The sequence below is a fragment of the Patescibacteria group bacterium genome (assembly GCA_022563395.1).
Lineage (GTDB): Bacteria > Patescibacteriota > Minisyncoccia > Minisyncoccales > UBA10102 > 01-FULL-49-22b.
Genome location: JADFNM010000001.1, coordinates 196,529 through 214,285, shown reverse-complemented (window position 1 = coordinate 214,285; position 17,757 = coordinate 196,529). Strand labels below are relative to the sequence as shown.

Sequence of the window (17,757 nt, the reverse complement as noted above, 5' to 3'; positions counted from 1 at the left end):
TTTAAAGATTTTTCTGGAAAAACTCCCGTATGCGTGTCTCGTATTCTTTTTGAAATTCTCCGTGCCTTATTTCTTCTTGAAACCAGAATTCTGCGTTTGGATTATCTTTGAGCGCTTCTTTCAAGAGGAGGGCATGAGAAAAGGGAATGACCTTGTCGTCTGAGGAATGAATGAGCAATATGGGAATTTTCACGCCCTTTACTTTTTCTGCAGGTGAAACCTCATCAATGGATATTCCCAGAAATATTCTTGCAAAGACCTTTGTGAAGAATGCCAGAGGATATTTAAGGAAAGCAAGGTTGCGATAGGGTTCTTTTGCAAGCAAGGAAAGCGAGGCATAACTTGAATCTGATACAACGGCCTTTATCTCTGAAGTTTTGCTGGCACCCATAAGAGCTACGGCTCCCCCCATTGAAAATCCCCATATTCCGATTTTTGTAAATCCCCGCTCTTTTGCAAATTCAACAGCAGCCAAAAGATCATATATCTCCCTTGCGCCCGCTGTGGAGTAGAGTCCATCGCTTGCGCCAAAGTAGCGGAAATCAAAAAAGAGCAGATTAAAATCTTGGTGAAGAAATACCAGCGAAGGAAGAATATCGCCCTTATCAGCTGGATACCCGTGAAGTGCAATGATAATCTTGTCTGAATTTTCTTGAGAAATAAACCATCCTTTTATCTTCACTGCATCTTTGGTCTTTAGAGCCACTGTTTCAAAATTTAAACCAAAGTCAGCTGGAGTAAAAGAAGAATGAATTTTTGGGGGGCGCACAGCAGTGTAAAAACCATATAAGCTCACAATCACAAAGAAAAGCAAGATAACAAGCCCTGCCTGTATAATAGAGATATATGGGGTTTGCATTATATTCATTATATCCTATTTAATCCAAAAAGCCGCCCCGCCCTTTTGGGGCGGGGCACAACACCAGATTCAGAGAAAAGATGTTTTATCTGTTTATCCCGATAAACGGGCTGGCTTCTCCCCAGTACAATGGAACTTTCCCGTCCCATTTTTCTATCCATCTTAACTCCACCACTTGGGGATTTTGCCTTAAGGCTATAGCTTCAATACTGATTGCCTCTGCTTTTCCTTTGGCATCAGCTACCTTTTGCTCAGCTTCAATTACTATTCTTTCCAAGTCCCTGTCTGCCTTAAGTTTTAGCTGCTCTGCCGTAACCTTAGCCTCAATTGCCTCGTTAAACGCTTGGGAAAACTGAAATTCAATGATGTTGAATTCGTCCACAATAATGGAGCGTTCCAGCAATCTTTTAGAGAGGTTTGCCTTGATCTGTTCCTTTACTTCTTCTCTCTTTATAATCAATTCCTCTGCGGTAAATTTTGCAGATTCTGCCTTAACCGCCTCTTGAATGGAAGGAGCGATAATTCGGACGTTGTAGTTCTTTCCTACCTCTTGCCAGATTTTATTCACCGAGTCTGGATCAATGTGATAATTCAAGGCAATTCTGGAAGTTACTATCTGCAAATCCTTGGAAGCGGCGCTTGCGTTTATTTCATCCTTTTGAATTCTCACATCCATTTTCACCACTTTGTGAACAAAGGGTATTTTTAAATAAAGCCCTTCCCCAAAAACCTTATCCTGGACTGCCCCAAATTGAAGTAGCACTCCTCTTTCTCCTGCCCCTACCGTGCCAAAAGTGCTAAAGACAAAGATAAGAACAACCAATCCAATACTTATGCGGGAAATAATTTTCTTCACATTTATCTCCCCCATTCTTTCATTGATGTTATTCATGTGTAGCTCTCACTAAAATGTTATTATTATTTTAAGCGACCTTTTCATTGTACCATCTTTGTTCCCCATGTCTAGAGCGCATATCTCCTTAATGAAATTAAGGATTTCTTAATTTCATTAAAGAACCACTCGCCTCAGGTGAGTTTGCATAAGTTTCGTATGTTAGTATCTTAGACATCGTATGTTAGACATCCGATGTCTAACATTATGTCACCGTTCGTTCTTTACGATTTTTCGTACAATATTATCTTTGTGCATAATGTTGTAATGAACATACCCCGGTATGTTCACTGTTTGACTGCCTTGTTGGGAAACTTATTTTATACAGAAACAACAAAATGGCCCGGGGTTCCCGGGTCATTTTGTATTTTTGGAATACTACTGCAGCAGCTAGTCTGCTTATTCTCCGTCTGCCCAGATAACAAAGGTAAACACCTTTACGCCGTTTACGAGATTACGCTCATAAAGTGAGTTCCTGCCTTGCGCATCTTGCTTAATTGCTTGACCCCATGCTGATGGGTTGCTTAAATCAATATTTGCTCCAACTCCTGCTTTCTTTTTACCGTTATTACCTCCGCCTTTCCCCTTTTTGGGTTCATCACTGGTCGTTTCGTTTAGATGCGCGTATTTTTTGGTGAGCACGTCGTAATCATGCTGATTTGGATGTTGATTATCTAACTGGCCTAAGATTGTGCCGTCCGGATCACTTGTATAATCCATACAAGTACCTAGGTTCGCATTGCTAAAGTCTTCATCTTGGTGCCCCAACCCATATGTATGACCAACCTCTTGGCACATAACAAGGTTTCTCCATGCCTGAGTGTCGTATTGGGGAGTATTAAAGTACGTATCGTTTACCTTTACTAATCCTTGCGCAATATGGCCGGCCCTTCCACGATATATCCAGATCTGCGCAATACCAAGCCAACCATTGTTACCGTACTTACTATTACAAACTTCAACGCCTCCGAGAACAGGATTACAATCAGTATTTGTTCCAGCTACAACCCCATTCTTAAGTACGGAGGCATTCCAGTCAGCAGATGTTCCCGCAAGACTAGTGTTCCATGCAGAAGTGGTCAGGTTGTTTCCAAGTACAAGCGGATTTTCGATTGATTCTGCAGTTGAAATATTCCAGTGATATTTGCTCCATGAATTATTAGCGCTGGCTACGGCAACAAACACTCCCAGGGAGAGTATGAGACCTGCTACTACTAACAGTTTTTTGTTTTTAATTGATTTCATGAGTTCATTATATCGCGTTTTGATATCTATGTCAATGGTTGCTCCCCATACGAAACGCCTGCCCGCCTCTGCCTGCGCAGGCAGGTCTGGAAGAATGTTAGAACCTCTGTAATATCTATGGGAACAGTATACTTGTAAATGCGGTAATAAAGATAGAGGAAAGAATAAGGAAAGCCCCGACGAGAAGAAGAAGCACGCCACTTACTCGCTGAATAGCAGCGGTTGACCGGTTAAGTCCTTGAAGCAGGGTCTCTTTGGAAAGAGCAATCAGGGTTGATATGACAATCATAAGTAATGCCATTGTTAATGAGTAAACTCCGAAGGCAAGAAGTGCATCTGTGAAACCACCACGAGAAAGAGCAAATACTATTAGTCCAGCCATTATGGGGCCACCACAACCTATTCCAAGCAATGTATACCCAAAACCATAGCTATAGAGTTTTGCAAAAGAAGATTGACTCTTTTGAGAGGGGGATTTTGGATGCCAGAGATGAGTTAACTTTCCAAAAGGATTCCCTTTGCCCGTAGCGTGGCTCAAACCAAGATAGACAAGGAATACACCTACAATACCACGGAGCCATCTCACAGGGACACTTGGATTTTCTCCTGCAAGACCTAGTGACTTCCCAAAACCAGCTCCTAAAAGACCAATGATGCTGCCAAGTAGAAGATTAAATGTGATAAGACCTAATGCTGCGGCTATCCCAGAAAAGAGCAGTTTACTCATTGGCTTTCTACTTTCCCCCTTTTTTGTCGTGTGGTATTGAGCAAGATAGGCGGGAAGTAACGGAAATGCACAAGGATTAAAGAAACTCGCTATTCCTGCAACTATTGCAACAAAGAATAATCCATAGGCGGCCCCACCTTTCATTATGGTAATAACAAACCAGATAAAAAGCCCGTAGCCACCTGCGACTAAAGCAAGGATAAGAGTAAACAAAAGGATAAGCGTAATCGATTCTTTTGACAACATATTATTCAACCCTACCAAAAAACCGCCGTACTGGCGAGTCCTTCAAGATACGCATATCTCCTAAACGAAATTTAGGAATCCTTAATTTCGGTAAGGAACCACTCGCCTTAGCCAATCCTGCTTAAGCGAAACTTAAGCAGGATTGGCTCTGCCTGTTGAATGAAGTTAGAACCTGCTCAGTGGATTTATTACTCCTTAAAACTTTCTAAAACCTTAATTGCCTTTTGAATATCTTTCTTCTTAACGAGTAAGCGTACTCCTCCTGTGGCCCATAAGAGGGCGGGGTGCGCCCCACCAGCATCATCTGCAGAAACCATAGCTTTGACACCTTTTGACTCAAGAAGTCCTTTTGCAAGCTCTGCTTCCATTCTATTTTGGTATGTTTTAATACGAACCAAATCTACCATTGTTGTATTCTACCAAAAAACCGCCCATAGTTCTAACTCCACGAGGGGTTACCTAAGGTTCGAGCTTAAAAATGAAGTGCTGCGGGACTAGGATTTGTCTACAAACAATAATCACTCATTGCTCCGCTCACTCCATCCGTTGGAGGCAAACTTCTCACAATCTCCTCGTCCTCCGGAGACAAGAAATCAAACCAACACACTCCATGTTGCTCCTGGCCCCCGGGATGTAATGCCGTCCACAAAGGATCTTCTGACGCTTTGTTTTTGGAACGGATGTCATATACACCCCAATCCACGCCTATAGTATTATCATTTTTTGTGCCAACGGCAGTGGCGATTGTCTCCCCAGAAGTGACTGTTACTACAGCATTCAACTCATATGTGTGCGAATCACCTTCAATTGCCTCTGGAAGTGTCTCGGCTATAGCTGCGAATTTCGGAGAAAGTTCTCGTAAATGCCCAAACCGATACCAAATTCCACAAGGCGCTATGAAATCAAACATGTATTGAATCTCGCCATTAGCAAGCATCCTGTTGCCATCGACCACTCGCGCATCCATGGGAGCGATAATTGTTATATCGCCGCTTTGAGAATTATCATAACGGAATCCCCCATGCGGTTTGTAGTCATCGCCTCGATACTGACCTGGATATAAAACAGATGTAACAAGTGTGAGATCGGTAGGCGTCACAAGCTGGAGCGGTTCCGGACAGGCTGGCGGAGTTACGTTTGTTTCCCATCCGTTTTGCCTATATTTCCACTCTACAATTTCCGCTACCTCTACAGGCGGAGTCGGAGGTTCTTTGGGTTCACCACTGTCTTCACGTTGCGGCGGAAGTGATTCAGGTTTGGGTTCAGGTTCAGCAAAGCTGTCTTCTTCATTGACAATCATCTCTGGTACATCTTCAAACCCAGGTGCAGGAACAGCTTGAGTCGGTGGATTTAGTCTATCCATCTCCGCGTATCTATCAGCCACAAAAATCCCGCCTGCGATAACAAGCAAAACTAATCCAGTTGAAATAAGTAATGCTATAAGTGTAAATCCGGTCTCCTTATTCATATGTTGACTATATTGCTATTCTACCCAAAAACCGCCTCCCTGGCGACTTCTTTTCCCCATTCATGCTTAAACGAGATTTAGGTGTGGATAACTTAAAGAAAGGCGGCATAAACAAAAGCCGCCTTTCTTTTTGACTGCTCGGTATTTACAGCCCTTTCGCCTTTTCTGCTATATTCCGGAACTTTTGGTATGCACCCTTCAGGTCTTCGTTGGCTTCCTTAAATGCCTTTCGTCCGATCGCATCCTCTGCGTCGTTAATGTCTTCTTCTGCATCCTCAAGTTCTACCTCAATTTCAGTTGTGTCCTTTCCTTGCTGTTTTAGCTCTTGAACCTTTGCCTTAATGGCGGCGGCTCGTTCCCCGGCTTTTGCAGCAGCGATATTTGCACGGGAGGCATGAATAGCATCAACAATACTTTTTACGGTTTCTCGGTAAGACTTAAAGAAAGCTCGGATTTCTTTTGCAAGAGCTTGTATTTCTTCTCGTCCTGACGCACTCTCAACTTTTGCTTTTTGGTCATTCACACTCTGAATATCAGAAGCAATCTCTGTGGCAAGCTGAGCCTTGAGGTCGTCGGTGATATTGGGCATTCTCTGAATACGCTCATTGGTGCGTTCCAGGTGCTTTACTTGAATATCAACCAAACGGAGGAGGGTCTCCTTTCTTTTCTCTTCCATTCTCTCTTGTGCGGCGGCCCGCCTTTGCTGGGCTGCCTCACGCAGTGCCTGCCCCTGTGCTCTGCTTTCTTGAGAGGCCTCATTTATCTCTTGCGTTTTGGCATCATTAAAGCCCTGCCGCGCCGCACGAAGTTTGCCAACAGCATTCTGAAAGTCCTCATCAGTAGTTTGTGCAAGCCCCGCCAATGGAGACACTACAAGCACCAAAGCAATCAAAGCTGGCAAGAACGATAGTAGTAGTTTTTTCATAGTCATAATGTTAGGGAGTTATTACTGCGAAACGTCGCCAAATGCTTGGTCAAGTTCCTGCAAAACGGCATCATCTGACGCAAAAGCATCTAATGTTTGGGATAAGTCGGCTTCTAATGCCTCTAGTGCGATTGAGGATTCGTCCAATGCCTCGGCGGCACTGATTCCTGCTCCCTCTAGAATATCGCCGAATGTCTGCTCAAGTTCATCTAAGACAGCATCTTGAGAAAGCATTTCAATATCATTGCCAATACTGGTTAACTCCGCCTCATCTTTTTCAAACAAAGAAACATCAAATGCTTCTTCTCCTCTAAAAATGAAGAATGCTCCCGCCACTACGACAAGAATAACTACAACGACGCCAATAGCTACATTTTTACTCATAGGCATATATTTCTAAGTGGTAGTTACTCAATCTTAGCAGGCAGTTCAACCTTTTATTTACTATTACAGCCTGCTAAATCTCAAATCGTTCTACATTGATATAATAGCACAAAACAGTACGTGTAAATAGTAGGGCCACGGGCCGGATTCTCCGCTAAGACGACCCGCCCCAAGTTTTGTTCTCTCCTTGCCTAGAGGCGCATATCTCCTGCCTGCGCCTTTAAATTGTAGCGCTGTTACCTCGATTTTACTACCACTGCATTATGAAGTTCTTCGCCAACTTTTACTTTTTTGATTACTTTTCGTTCTACCGTGTCAATTATAACAACTTCACCTGGTTGATATAAAGGAACAAATGCAAGCGTTTTGTCTGATGAAAAAGAAATGCCGTGAGGGGTTTCTCCAACCGCAATTTGGTCAAGAATTGTATTCTGCGTAATCTCAATAATAGAAATGTAATTAGCTCCAATATTGGTAACCCACACTTCGTTGTTCGTGCGGAAAGCGGCAAACTCTGAGGGCGCACCAATATCAAAGTGGCTTATTTCTTCAAAGGTGCTGCTATCATAAAGATAAGCAGAGTTACTGCCCAGCGTGGTAATAATGACTTTTGAGCCATCTGGCGAAATTGCCCAGCCGTGAGGATCAACATCAGAAGATATTTCCTTTATTACTTTTGATTCAAAGCCAATGTTCTGCAATACGGTTATTGATCCCCCATCACTAAGATTGGTGGTAAAAACTTTGGAGCCATCTTTGGTAACACCCACATATTCTGGATAACTTCCTACATTGATCTTAGTTTGTTGGGTAAAGGTTGCGGTTTCAATAATGGAAAGCGTGTCTTCTCTTGCGTTTACAACGAAAAGAAACCTGCCATCCGGGCTGAATACTACGCCATGGGCCCCATCGCCAGTTGCGATGGTTTTTTGTAAAGATAAACTCTGAACATCAATGATGTTTATGGTATTGCTGTGAAAATTAGCCGTAACGATAAACTTGCTATTGGGCGAGAGAGCAATATCGTGCGGACTATGATCAACTTTGATTCGTTTTATGATTCCACCTTCTTTGGTTAGAACAATAACCTCATCGTTTTTGGCATCTACAACAAAAACAAGTTCTTTAAATTTACTACCAATAAAAATTTCTGAAAAATCTACTCTACTGCCGATTTGGATATTATTTCTATCGGAAAAGCCCGCATTTACCTCCAACACATACTGCGCTGGTTTTTGTGGTTGAAAAGTCTGAAGAAATGAATCAGGCAAAGCATTTTTTGCGATATCAACAATTTCGTAATTTTCATTGATCCAAATAATATCAATGGAAAATAGCATATCCTTCATCCAAAAAGTATAAAGCCCCGGCGCATCATACACAAACAGCATGCCCTCGTCTTCTCCCATGCCAATTCTTCCAGAAAGCCCTTGGGCCTTTTTCTCTGGCGTATCTGCCACATCAACATTGAGTCCTATCCCGTCAACTGTTACAAAAAAAGAGTAGCTGGCTGCAACCTGAACTTTCTCTTGAATATCGTCCACGGCTGGGGTTTTAACGTTACCCTTTTTTTGCAGTACAAACCAGCCCCCAAGGACGAGAAGACCAAAAACCAGAAAAACACCCAGAACGGGTCGAAAAAACATACGGTATTATTGCTGTCGCTCCTGTTTTTGGTGGATAAGAGTGCCTATGCCAAACGCGATTGAGAGCAAAAGTAAAGCTATTGCGTCGTCATACAAATGTTCTGCCGAAAAAGGCGATGCGCCTTCCCTCAAAAGAACTATCCACCACATGACTAAGACCAAAAAGCCAACGACTCCGGAAACTGCGGCAACTCCGTGTAAAATTGGTGACCATTTCATAGTGTTTGTGATGAGTTATTAGTTATAAGTTATTCGACCGTTAGAGTGCCGATTTGCCCCGCATTACGATGGCCGGGAACGGCGCAGTAGTAAGTGAAGGTTCCTGTTTGAGACGGCGTAAATTCCACTCTCGTTGTTTTGCCATGCGGCAGGGAAACATTCACGCCCAATTCATCAATGGTGAAGGTATGTTGTCCGGTTGCCTGCACCTCAAGCACTATACTTTCCCCAACCCTTGCTTTGAGCGTTTCGGGGCTAAAGGCAAAACTGCGAGCACTCATGCTTACTGGTACCTTCTTTTCCTCCACAATAATCTTTCCCTCGCCGCTCACTAAAGGGTGTTCTGCGATATAGTAAGTATAGGTGCCAGCTTCAGTAAAGGTGAAGCTTTGTGACTCACCAGAACCCAGAGCAAGCTCAAACGTACCATCGGCTATGCCGCTTCCGCTGTTGGGAACCACGCCTCTTTGGCCCTGAGCGCCCGTAGAATCAATCGTGCCGCTCGTTGGCGAGTGATTATCATACGGGAATCCCGCAAGATTATCCTGGTTTCTCCAGGTCACCGTGTCACCAACTGAGATAACAAGCGTGGGTTCTGTAATCTGATGGTTGCGAATGGATATAATCCGCTCTTGGTTTTGCGACGCAGGAGTTTGCGTACCAGATTCCTGTGGAACCCCATCCCCTCCCTGAAAGAGGAAGTATGCCCCGACAACTGCTCCTAAAGCAATAATAATGATTATTATGGTTTTGTTCATATGTTACTTCACCTTAACGTATATGCAACTTACCTGCACGACCCTGCAGGCTGTTTATCGTCCAATAAAGTCCTCTATTGTTCGTTGGTTAAACTCCTCTAAGATTTGTCGCCTGCCAAGCTTGGTTAAGATAATCTTTCCGTCATAATTATTTGGAGCAAGGTATACGTTGGCTGGATACCGCTTTACGAGCTCAGTTAAGTTGTCTACCAGATCCTGCTCACATGCAAAATCTTCGCAATTGTATTGAATAATAACCCCGGGCTTGCCTCCTCCATCGGCGTGTTCAAGCATATGCTTCTGGATGGCTGCTGGGATAGGACTTGTGACAATATGAGCTGGCGGCGATAGTTCAGAATGATTTAGCTGTGAGGTTGGCGGCAGGCTCGGGCCGGTTGAGAAAAACCAGCCCAGAGCAAAGATTCCTCCCCCCACAACCAAGATAATTACAGCAATAGTAATTATCTTTTTCATTTTCTCTTGACTGCGTCCCTGTTGACGCTCTTCTCGCTTACGCTGTTTCTTTAACTGTTTCCGCTCTTGCTTGGTAAGCTGTGCTGCCTCGGCGAGGTTTTTGTTTTGTTCTAATTCTTCCATAGGATTTGATGGTAATGGAACTCCTGTGTGCATATTAGATTATGAGTTTGCTTAAATCTCGTTTAAGCACTAATGCTCTCTAGGCGAGTCTTGCACCTTATCCCCTCGGAATTTTAAGGGGAAATTGGGGCTACTAAAGAAACTAATTCTGACGGGGACGGGGCACTTTCAACCAAGAAGAAATAAGGCAGAATGAGACAAATGAAACACTAGATAGGGGTAGTGTCTCTAAAGAGGACCAGCAAGTTCTATTTTTCTCTGCCACTTAATTTTTCAAGTGGTTTTTCACTGCATGTCCGATTTTCGGGAGATTTTTTTGACCAAGTCAAGCATCTCGGCCGGGAAGATGATGGTATTGCTTTTTTCTTTAGCCGCTTCTGCTATGGTTTCAAGATAGCGAAACACAATTGGGTTGGCGCCGAGAATTTCACCGGCATCCTTTAGTTTTTGAGCCGCCTGAAATTCTCCCTCGGCCAAAATTACTTTTGCCCGTCTTGTCCGCTCAGCTTCCGCCTGTTTGGCAATTGCCCGCTGCATGGCTTCTGGCACCTCAACGTGCTTTATTTCCACCGCCGAGACTTTAATTCCCCAAGGGTCCGTGGCAATGTCAATAATTTTGTGAAGCTTGGTGTTAATCTTCTCACGCTCGGCCAGAATCTCGTCAAAAGCCGCCTCGCCGGCAACTCCCCTAAGCGATGTCTGGGCGATTTGCGAAGTTGCTTTCAGAAAGTTTTCAACCTCAACCACTGCACGAATAGGGTCAGAAACCTTAAAATACAGCACCGCGTCAACCGTTATGGGTATGTTGTCGCGGGTGATAACCTCTTGGGCCGGCACATCAAGGGTAATAATCCGAAGATCAAGCTTGACCATTTTTTCAATCATTGGGATAAGCAGAAAAAGACCGGGTCCACGCGTGCCCACCAAGCGTCCCAAGCGAAAAATAACTGCCCGCTCATATTCCCTGACAATCTTTACAGCTGAGAAAAGAATGATGGCGACGATAACAATAATTCCTCCAGTTGAGAAAAATAAATTAAACAAAAATTCCATAATATTTACAAGTTTTTACAGCATGCTAGTTTTCGACCCTTTTACTATTATAGTATTTCCCTGGATATTTACAACCCTTACCTTCTCTCCCACTTCAATAACTTCTTTATCTGAAATATTTTTTGCCACCCAGTCCTCACGGTTAATCTTTACCTTGCCGTAGGGATGCAGTGTTTCGGTTACAACAGCTGTTTCTCCCGTGAGAGCCTCCGGACCAGCCCTGGCCTTTACCCTTAGGGTTTTAAGCGACAATCTGCCAAGAACAATGAAAAACACAGAAACAGCCAACGTCACCCCCATCACAAACCAAAAAGCTGCATTGGTAAAAACGCTTGGTAAGAACGGCTCTTGGGCAAAGGTGAGTATCCCAAAAAGAAAGGCGATGGTTCCAGCTATGCCAAAAACACCAAATCCGGGCATCACAAAAATTTCAAGAATAATAAGAGCAATACCAAAGAACAAAAGCGTTGCTCCCAGCACCGAAAGATTGATAGCCCCCATTCCCCACAGTCCTAAAAGAAGAGCAGCGATAGCGAAAATTCCAATTTCCACCTCGCCTGTGCGAAATACAAAGAACAACCCTAAAGACCCAATGCCAAGTAAAAGCGGAATTAGAAAAGAAATGGAAAGAAAAGACAGGATTTGCTCTAAGAGATTTGGCGTTACTTCTTCTATGGCGGCGTCTTTAAATTTAAGCTTGTTGAGAAGTTCATCCAAAGATACGGCGGTGAAATTAATAATATTTTGTTCGTGTGCCTCTTTACCGCTTAATGTTAGATTTTCCAGGACGAATTTTTCCGCGACCTCGAGGTTTCGTCCGCGAGCTTCAGCTAATGATTTCATCCAAATGCTTGAGGCTTTAATAATTTTTTCATCAGGCTCCGCGACTTCCCCAATACCCAAAGCGCGCGGCTGAGCCGCACCAATTGAGGCATTGGGATGGCTAACTGCAATTTCTGCAGACAGAAGAATAAAAGTGCCGGCCGAAAATGCCCAGCCGCCGTTTTTATGAACAAACACGGCGGTTTGTATTTTGCTGTCCAGCAAAAGCCGGCTGATCTCTTCGGTGGCCTTTAAGAGCCCACCTGGGGTGTTCAGTTGAATAAGAAAAAGTTCAAAGTCGCCAGCTTGGGCCTTTGTCAAAGCGCGCTTTACAAACTGAACCGTGCCGGCGCGAATCTCTCCTTCAATGTCAATCACTAAAACCTTTGACAGCTCTTGGGAATCTTTTGTCTGCGCCTTAACCTCTCCGACTAAAAAAGCGCCGACAAACATGCTGACAAACATAAGGGAAACAACAATGAAGATAAAGGGGATTTTTGCTCTCATTTTTCTAAGTTGTTATCATCCTGTTCATTTTTATCTATCATCTTTATTATAAATCATTTGCCTAAAAAGTTAATGATATTCTCAAAATCCTTGTTGTGCACATCCGATTTACACAAGTTTTGTCCCCCTTATTTAGAGCGCATATCTCCTAAATGAAATTAAAGAATCCTTAATTTCATTTAGGAACCATTGGCTTCTTGTATTAGTATGCTGCGGGGCTTGGACGATGTTAGAACTCATCGAGACTGAGTCTCTCAGAGACGAATGTCCCGTTGCGTGAATGCTGGTGCAGAGAATCTTAGTCCTGGGATAGCTTTTTTCTGATTGCCTCTATCATCTCTGGAAACTCTGGTTTAGGCCTTGTGGGTTCTCCAAAGTGTCCCTGGTCTTTATACTCGTAATATTCTGTACCAAGTTGTGTATGGATATGCCGAGCTTCCTCAACAGGAATGTATGGATCGTCAATAGAGGCATATTGGATAATCCACTCTTGATTCGCTTTGATTGCCTCCCAATCCCAGGGGCGGTCGTAATACCCGCTTTTCTTTTCCATCTCGTCATTAAGGTCAGTGTAGCAGGCCCCAATCAACACCGATCCCAGAATTTTGTTCTGCTCTGCAAATCTCATTGCAGCGACTGCTCCCGATGAATGTCCTATAAGGATGGTCTTCTCGTCAGCGCCAAGCTCTTTCAAGAAAGGGATCCAGTATTGTTCCCTTGCAAGAATGGGGTCAGGAAAAGTTTCTGCCCTTACTGCAAGACCAAGCTTTTTAAGTTCACGTTTGGCATACGGAAACCACTGGTCCTGCGTTGTACCGCCATCATTTCCTGGTATAAAGATGGCCTTGATAGATGGGTGAGATATCATGTTTTATGTTTGGCTTTAGCACCCTTGGTCTGGAACATGAGGTTTAAGAGGGATTCTGGGGCTTTCTAGGGGTGTCTCATCTACCCGTCTCGGTCGGGGTCATTTTAGCACAAAATGAGACAAATGAGACACTGGATAGGCGTAGTATCTCGTGTCTCATTTAGAACTAATTTTCCAAAACGCGCTTTAGCTTTTCTAGTATTTTCTGGGTAAAGGGTTTATCAAGCTCTCCTGTATCTACCCATTCATAGTATTCAAGTTCTGTGATATTTTCGTCTACTGGCGTAAAGATATACCTAACATGGTAATTACTATTCTTTTTGTCCCATACAAACATTTCGTTTTCTCTCCACTCACTTACGACATACTCTGACCAGTTTCCATCTGTATCTTGATTCTTATAAATACTCCCTTGTCTTGCTGGCCACTCATTCACTTGTTCAGTAACTACTGAGTCAAGCCACAAAGGCGTGTTTTGCGGATTCGTCGTAAAAGCAAAAACCTCTACAATAGGTTTGTTAATTTGAATCGTTAGTTTGTTTTCTTGCATTGCGATTTTTGCTATTCAGAACTGCTAGCTGCGTGTCGTGGACGAAGTTAGAACCCTTTTGGTATGTGAGGAGCTCACATTCTCGTCATACGACTTCTTAATATAGCTTGAATTTATCTCCATCCAAGTTCTTTTGCAGTCTCAGGAGAAATTACATAACTACTAAAAGGATCTTCCCTAGCAGCAGCACACATTATATACCTGCTATTATAAATTAAAGTAGGATCAGATTCTATCAAACATTTGTATCCGGAACCCTGAAAGTAGTAGTCAGATGCTCCTAGATTATGGAGACTTTCATGTGCAGCAGCAAAAGCATGGTTGCCTTCGTTTCCTACATTGGGGTTATAATATTGGACTCCGTCGATAACTGGGCCTTTTGCGAGGTATATATAATTATATTTTCCCCCAGAACCGTCTGAATCAGCCCCAAATTCATAAGAATAAGGCTTATAATGCATAATCGTCACAACATCATAATTCTGTAGTAATGGAATGGTTTGTTCGAGATAACTTTTTGCTTTTGTTTTGTCATATGGACAAGTGAATGTACCTCCGAGACCACCCTTACAGGTGTTTGTTGTCTCAATAACATCCTGCGATAGTTCAACTTGTTGATCAAGACATTGTACCGTCATTGAGAATGAAACGCCGTATCTGCTTGCTTCACGTTTGAACCATTTTGGAAGATAGGAAAACTTATTTGTGCCAGATCCGGTACATAAGTCCTCTTTAATCTGAGAATCTAGTGGTGTATCTTCGTAAGTGAAGACAACAAGTAGACTAAATCCTTCTTTAGGTGTTAATGGCGCATCCTCTGAGGGTAAAGGTGCAATAGACTCTACATATATAGTTACAGAATATGATGCGATACCGAATGGATTCCGGCATTCTACAGGATAGTATGATATGGATCTAGGAGGAGTAACTGTTCTTTGCCCAGAAAGCTCCAACGATCCTGACCAATCGTCTTTTGCAATACAAGAATCTGCGTTTTCAGAAGTCCAAGAAAGAGTAACTGGTGTTCCAGATGGCACTGTGCTTGGATTTGCCTCAATCCTAACAGTTGGTGGAAAGGGTTTGCGCGGTGATTGGGGTGCGGGGGCTTCTAGCTCCGTTTCCTTGGGAGCCTTAATTGAGATTTCTACAACTTTCTTCTCTGGAGCAATTTCTTCTTTGGGTAACTCTTCAGATGGAAGAATAACCTCTTCTGGTTGAATTATTTCTTCGGCTTGTTTTTCGGAAATTTTAGACACTTCTGGGATTTGTTTTGAAAAATAAAAATATAAACCACCTATTACTATTAAGCTAATAATGACTGAAATAATAGCTATACCAACTAAACTTTGCCCTTTACTATAAAAATTATTTTCCATATTTCATTTTACCAAAGCATCCACAAACACGTCAAACCTCTAAAACTAGCTGCGTGTCGTGAACGACGTTAGAACCAGGATAAGGCTAAGTGATGAGTTTTATATTCCAAATTTAACTTCTATGAACTAAACAATCTTGTAAGTAAGTATACGATTCCTACAAAGATGAGCCATGCTATTATCTGCATTGGAATGATGCGAATAGCATGGTGTCTGTCTCTACCCGTAGAGTAGTTGTAAAGATGACCCATCTCCATGACAAAAGGAGAGAGGATAACAATCCACCAGTTCTCTATGCCTAATCCATATCCAAGGAGCGTAAAGCCAGTAAAATGTACCACATGGTTCACAGCCCCGTGGTGGAATTCGTCTAGGAAGAAATGAATCTTTTTCATAATCCTACTCTATCAAAAAACCGCCTGCATGGCGATTCTTTTTCTCATATTGCTTAAATCTCGTTTAAGCAATCATGGCAGGGGGTACTGGACGAAGTTAGAACCCTTTTATTGCAAGGAAAGTCAGGGTTTGCCTATAGTTTGAGCTCATCTTAACACAAATTACCCCACCCCACGTTACACTATTTCTCCAATCACTTTAAATCATTCAAAATAAGCTTAGCGACTTCGACCGGTTTCATTTCAGAAGTATCAATAACAATAGCGTCTGGGTAGGTCGTTTCTTCGTGTTTTTTAATATTACTTATTATTTTAGCTTTTGAAGTCTTATGGTCTTTCTTTCGTTGCTTAATTCTTTCAAGTAAAATACTTCTTGGTGCTTGAAGATGATAGAAACCTATGGAGCACTTGTGCTTTTTTGCAAGACGCAGAAATTGATTAACATTATCTTTGGAACAATAGGACTGTTCAAGCAACACACTTATTCCATTTTTGAAATATTCATCACACATACTATGGATAATTTTCCACGTAAGGAGATGGTCTTCTCTGTTGTGCTTGAAATCAGAAATAAGTTGTCTAATGTCTTCCACACTCAATATAGCAGTTCTTTTCAATTTGCTTTGCAGAAGATTGGCAGTAGTGGATTTACCCGAACCTATTGGCCCGTTTAGTAAGATGAATCTCAATTTCTTTTTCATATTGTTCACTTTATCAAAAAATCACCCATAGTTCTAACTCCACGATAGGGTGCTTAGAATCTAAGCTTAAAATTAGCAGCCGGGGGCACTGGACGAAGTTAGAACCCTTTTATTGGGTGGCAAGTTCACCTTTGCATATAGTTTTGTGCGATAATCCCCTACTTTTCTCTAAAGCGAACTTGGACGGATGAGGAGTATCTTTCTTCCAGTATCTTTAGTGCGTGTGCTTTTGCAATGCGTATTGCTTCTTTTTCTGATTGAGCAGTCTCTTTGCAATCAAATGGAATCTCCCTGGTATTACCTCCATCACGCTCAAAAATCATAAACCACGGTGCATAGCCACCATCAGCACGATTATAAAAACCGAGAACAATATCAAGATACATATTTATTTATCATCAAGAAAAATTAGAGTTTTAAGCTCCTCAGGAGAAACGGAAATATCATAATCCCCTTTATCTCCCGAAACCTCTAAATAATAGCCAGTTTCTTTTTGTATAACCTCTGTTACTTCATCAGGTCTCGTCTCTAATGCCCCTTCTTCCTGAGGGATAGGGTGCATTTTTATATTCTCCAACTGGGTACGGAATGTGTTCTGTAGGACACCACGCATTATATCAGTTAAACCGACTTGTTTTCCATCCTCAAACACAATAAGAATGCCATCTCTATTATTTGCTCTATAGATTTTTTTGACCATACTATGATGTTTTACTGGTTTCTCTTAGAGAAAAAATAACCAAAAAAGAAATGCAAAGAGTAAAAGATAGAACCAATTTCCTTTAAAAAACTCTGCTACCCTCTTTTCTTTTATCGCTTCAATCAATCCACTTACTCCCAGAAAAGCCATACCCCCAAGCAGCACTACCTCAATAACCAGCCAAATAATATCCCAGGCATTACCAAAAGAAAGACCGACACCAAATAGGTTAGCAACTCCCCATATTATCGTTGCAAGGATTCCTATCGCCAGGAAGAAGAAAAAGAAAAAGTGGGTTAATCCAATAGCTATTGGGGTCCCGATTAAAAGAACCAATAGGCCCAAAATAATGGAGCCGTCTAAAAATAAGACTACTGCCCACCATATCATTCCTAAACCAATGATAGCAGTAACTAAAAATTGTAAAATAGTAATTACACTAAAGAGTGCGCCACCACCAACGACTAAGGCGCCCATGCCTAATCTCGATAGGATTCTCTTTAATAAACTATCTTTTTCTGGAGGCTTTACTACCGCTTCACTTTCCAAGTATCCCTCGTCGCTACCCAAATCTTCCTTAGTAGTAAGCTCTGTACTTTTTTTAGTTTTCCTCTTCATAGGTAGATAATAGATTATTTCTCCCCTACTCTGCTATTCACTATTTTTTCTTTTTACTATTTCTCCAACCAATAGTATAGAAAATAAGAATAAACGGAATCAAAAAAATATACAGGAGGGCACTGATAATTTCATTAAGCAAAACGAGACCAGCGAAAAGCCAACCAATAGTTCCAAAAAACCATAGTGTAATCAATTGTC

General features: G+C 42.2%; 22 protein-coding genes. All 22 read right to left on the bottom strand.

Annotation, left to right across the window (positions count from 1 at the left end):
* Position 1: 1 nt before the first annotated feature.
* On the bottom strand, positions 2 to 868 hold the full coding sequence (locus tag IH982_01305; GenBank protein ID MCH7828489.1) for an alpha/beta fold hydrolase: 867 nt from the start codon (positions 866 to 868) through the stop codon (positions 2 to 4).
* 76 nt (positions 869 to 944) lie between these two features.
* Positions 945 to 1,751, bottom strand: coding sequence for a prohibitin family protein (locus IH982_01300; protein ID MCH7828488.1), 807 nt, complete (start codon positions 1,749 to 1,751; stop codon positions 945 to 947).
* 399 nt (positions 1,752 to 2,150) lie between these two features.
* On the bottom strand, positions 2,151 to 2,996 hold the full coding sequence (locus IH982_01295; GenBank protein ID MCH7828487.1) for a hypothetical protein: 846 nt from the start codon (positions 2,994 to 2,996) through the stop codon (positions 2,151 to 2,153).
* A gap of 115 nt (positions 2,997 to 3,111) precedes the next feature.
* Complete coding sequence (locus IH982_01290) at positions 3,112 to 3,969, bottom strand: hypothetical protein (protein ID MCH7828486.1); 858 nt, start codon at positions 3,967 to 3,969, stop codon at positions 3,112 to 3,114.
* Positions 3,970 to 4,157: 188 nt separating this feature from the next.
* Entirely contained in the window at positions 4,158 to 4,376 is a 219-nt protein-coding gene (locus tag IH982_01285; GenBank protein MCH7828485.1) for a DUF2007 domain-containing protein, read from the bottom strand.
* 98 nt (positions 4,377 to 4,474) lie between these two features.
* Positions 4,475 to 5,437: a hypothetical protein gene (locus IH982_01280; GenBank protein ID MCH7828484.1), complete on the bottom strand. Its 963-nt coding sequence runs from the start codon at positions 5,435 to 5,437 to the stop codon at positions 4,475 to 4,477.
* Positions 5,438 to 5,582: 145 nt separating this feature from the next.
* Positions 5,583 to 6,362 (bottom strand): hypothetical protein, encoded by a 780-nt coding sequence (locus tag IH982_01275; protein MCH7828483.1) that lies wholly within the window; start codon positions 6,360 to 6,362, stop codon positions 5,583 to 5,585.
* 21 nt (positions 6,363 to 6,383) lie between these two features.
* The gene (locus tag IH982_01270) at positions 6,384 to 6,746 is read right to left on the bottom strand and encodes a hypothetical protein (GenBank protein ID MCH7828482.1); all 363 of its coding nucleotides are present in this window, start codon (positions 6,744 to 6,746) and stop codon (positions 6,384 to 6,386) included.
* 236 nt (positions 6,747 to 6,982) lie between these two features.
* Positions 6,983 to 8,290, bottom strand: coding sequence for a DUF192 domain-containing protein (locus tag IH982_01265; GenBank protein MCH7828481.1), 1,308 nt, complete (start codon positions 8,288 to 8,290; stop codon positions 6,983 to 6,985).
* Positions 8,291 to 8,398: 108 nt separating this feature from the next.
* The gene (locus IH982_01260) at positions 8,399 to 8,611 is read right to left on the bottom strand and encodes a hypothetical protein (GenBank protein ID MCH7828480.1); all 213 of its coding nucleotides are present in this window, start codon (positions 8,609 to 8,611) and stop codon (positions 8,399 to 8,401) included.
* A 29-nt stretch (positions 8,612 to 8,640) separates the two neighbouring features.
* The gene (locus IH982_01255; protein ID MCH7828479.1) at positions 8,641 to 9,369 is read right to left on the bottom strand and encodes a cupredoxin domain-containing protein; all 729 of its coding nucleotides are present in this window, start codon (positions 9,367 to 9,369) and stop codon (positions 8,641 to 8,643) included.
* A gap of 54 nt (positions 9,370 to 9,423) precedes the next feature.
* Positions 9,424 to 9,966, bottom strand: coding sequence for a hypothetical protein (locus IH982_01250; GenBank protein ID MCH7828478.1), 543 nt, complete (start codon positions 9,964 to 9,966; stop codon positions 9,424 to 9,426).
* A 285-nt stretch (positions 9,967 to 10,251) separates the two neighbouring features.
* A complete protein-coding gene (locus tag IH982_01245; protein ID MCH7828477.1) occupies positions 10,252 to 11,019 on the bottom strand; it encodes a slipin family protein in 768 nt (255 codons plus the stop codon).
* Between the two features lie 15 nt (positions 11,020 to 11,034).
* Positions 11,035 to 12,348, bottom strand: coding sequence for a nodulation protein NfeD (locus IH982_01240; protein ID MCH7828476.1), 1,314 nt, complete (start codon positions 12,346 to 12,348; stop codon positions 11,035 to 11,037).
* Positions 12,349 to 12,646: 298 nt separating this feature from the next.
* A complete protein-coding gene (locus IH982_01235) occupies positions 12,647 to 13,216 on the bottom strand; it encodes an alpha/beta hydrolase (GenBank protein MCH7828475.1) in 570 nt (189 codons plus the stop codon).
* 166 nt (positions 13,217 to 13,382) lie between these two features.
* On the bottom strand, positions 13,383 to 13,766 hold the full coding sequence (locus tag IH982_01230; GenBank protein ID MCH7828474.1) for an SRPBCC family protein: 384 nt from the start codon (positions 13,764 to 13,766) through the stop codon (positions 13,383 to 13,385).
* Between the two features lie 113 nt (positions 13,767 to 13,879).
* Positions 13,880 to 15,142 carry a hypothetical protein gene (locus IH982_01225; protein ID MCH7828473.1) on the bottom strand — a complete coding sequence of 421 codons (1,263 nt, stop codon included), beginning with the start codon at positions 15,140 to 15,142 and terminating at the stop codon, positions 13,880 to 13,882.
* 119 nt (positions 15,143 to 15,261) lie between these two features.
* Positions 15,262 to 15,537 carry a hypothetical protein gene (locus IH982_01220; GenBank protein ID MCH7828472.1) on the bottom strand — a complete coding sequence of 92 codons (276 nt, stop codon included), beginning with the start codon at positions 15,535 to 15,537 and terminating at the stop codon, positions 15,262 to 15,264.
* A 194-nt stretch (positions 15,538 to 15,731) separates the two neighbouring features.
* A complete protein-coding gene (locus tag IH982_01215; GenBank protein ID MCH7828471.1) occupies positions 15,732 to 16,238 on the bottom strand; it encodes an ATP-binding protein in 507 nt (168 codons plus the stop codon).
* Between the two features lie 158 nt (positions 16,239 to 16,396).
* Complete coding sequence (locus tag IH982_01210; protein ID MCH7828470.1) at positions 16,397 to 16,624, bottom strand: hypothetical protein; 228 nt, start codon at positions 16,622 to 16,624, stop codon at positions 16,397 to 16,399.
* A gap of 2 nt (positions 16,625 to 16,626) precedes the next feature.
* A complete protein-coding gene (locus tag IH982_01205; GenBank protein MCH7828469.1) occupies positions 16,627 to 16,938 on the bottom strand; it encodes a hypothetical protein in 312 nt (103 codons plus the stop codon).
* Positions 16,939 to 16,962: 24 nt separating this feature from the next.
* Entirely contained in the window at positions 16,963 to 17,556 is a 594-nt protein-coding gene (locus tag IH982_01200; GenBank protein MCH7828468.1) for a hypothetical protein, read from the bottom strand.
* Positions 17,557 to 17,757: the final 201 nt, after the last annotated feature.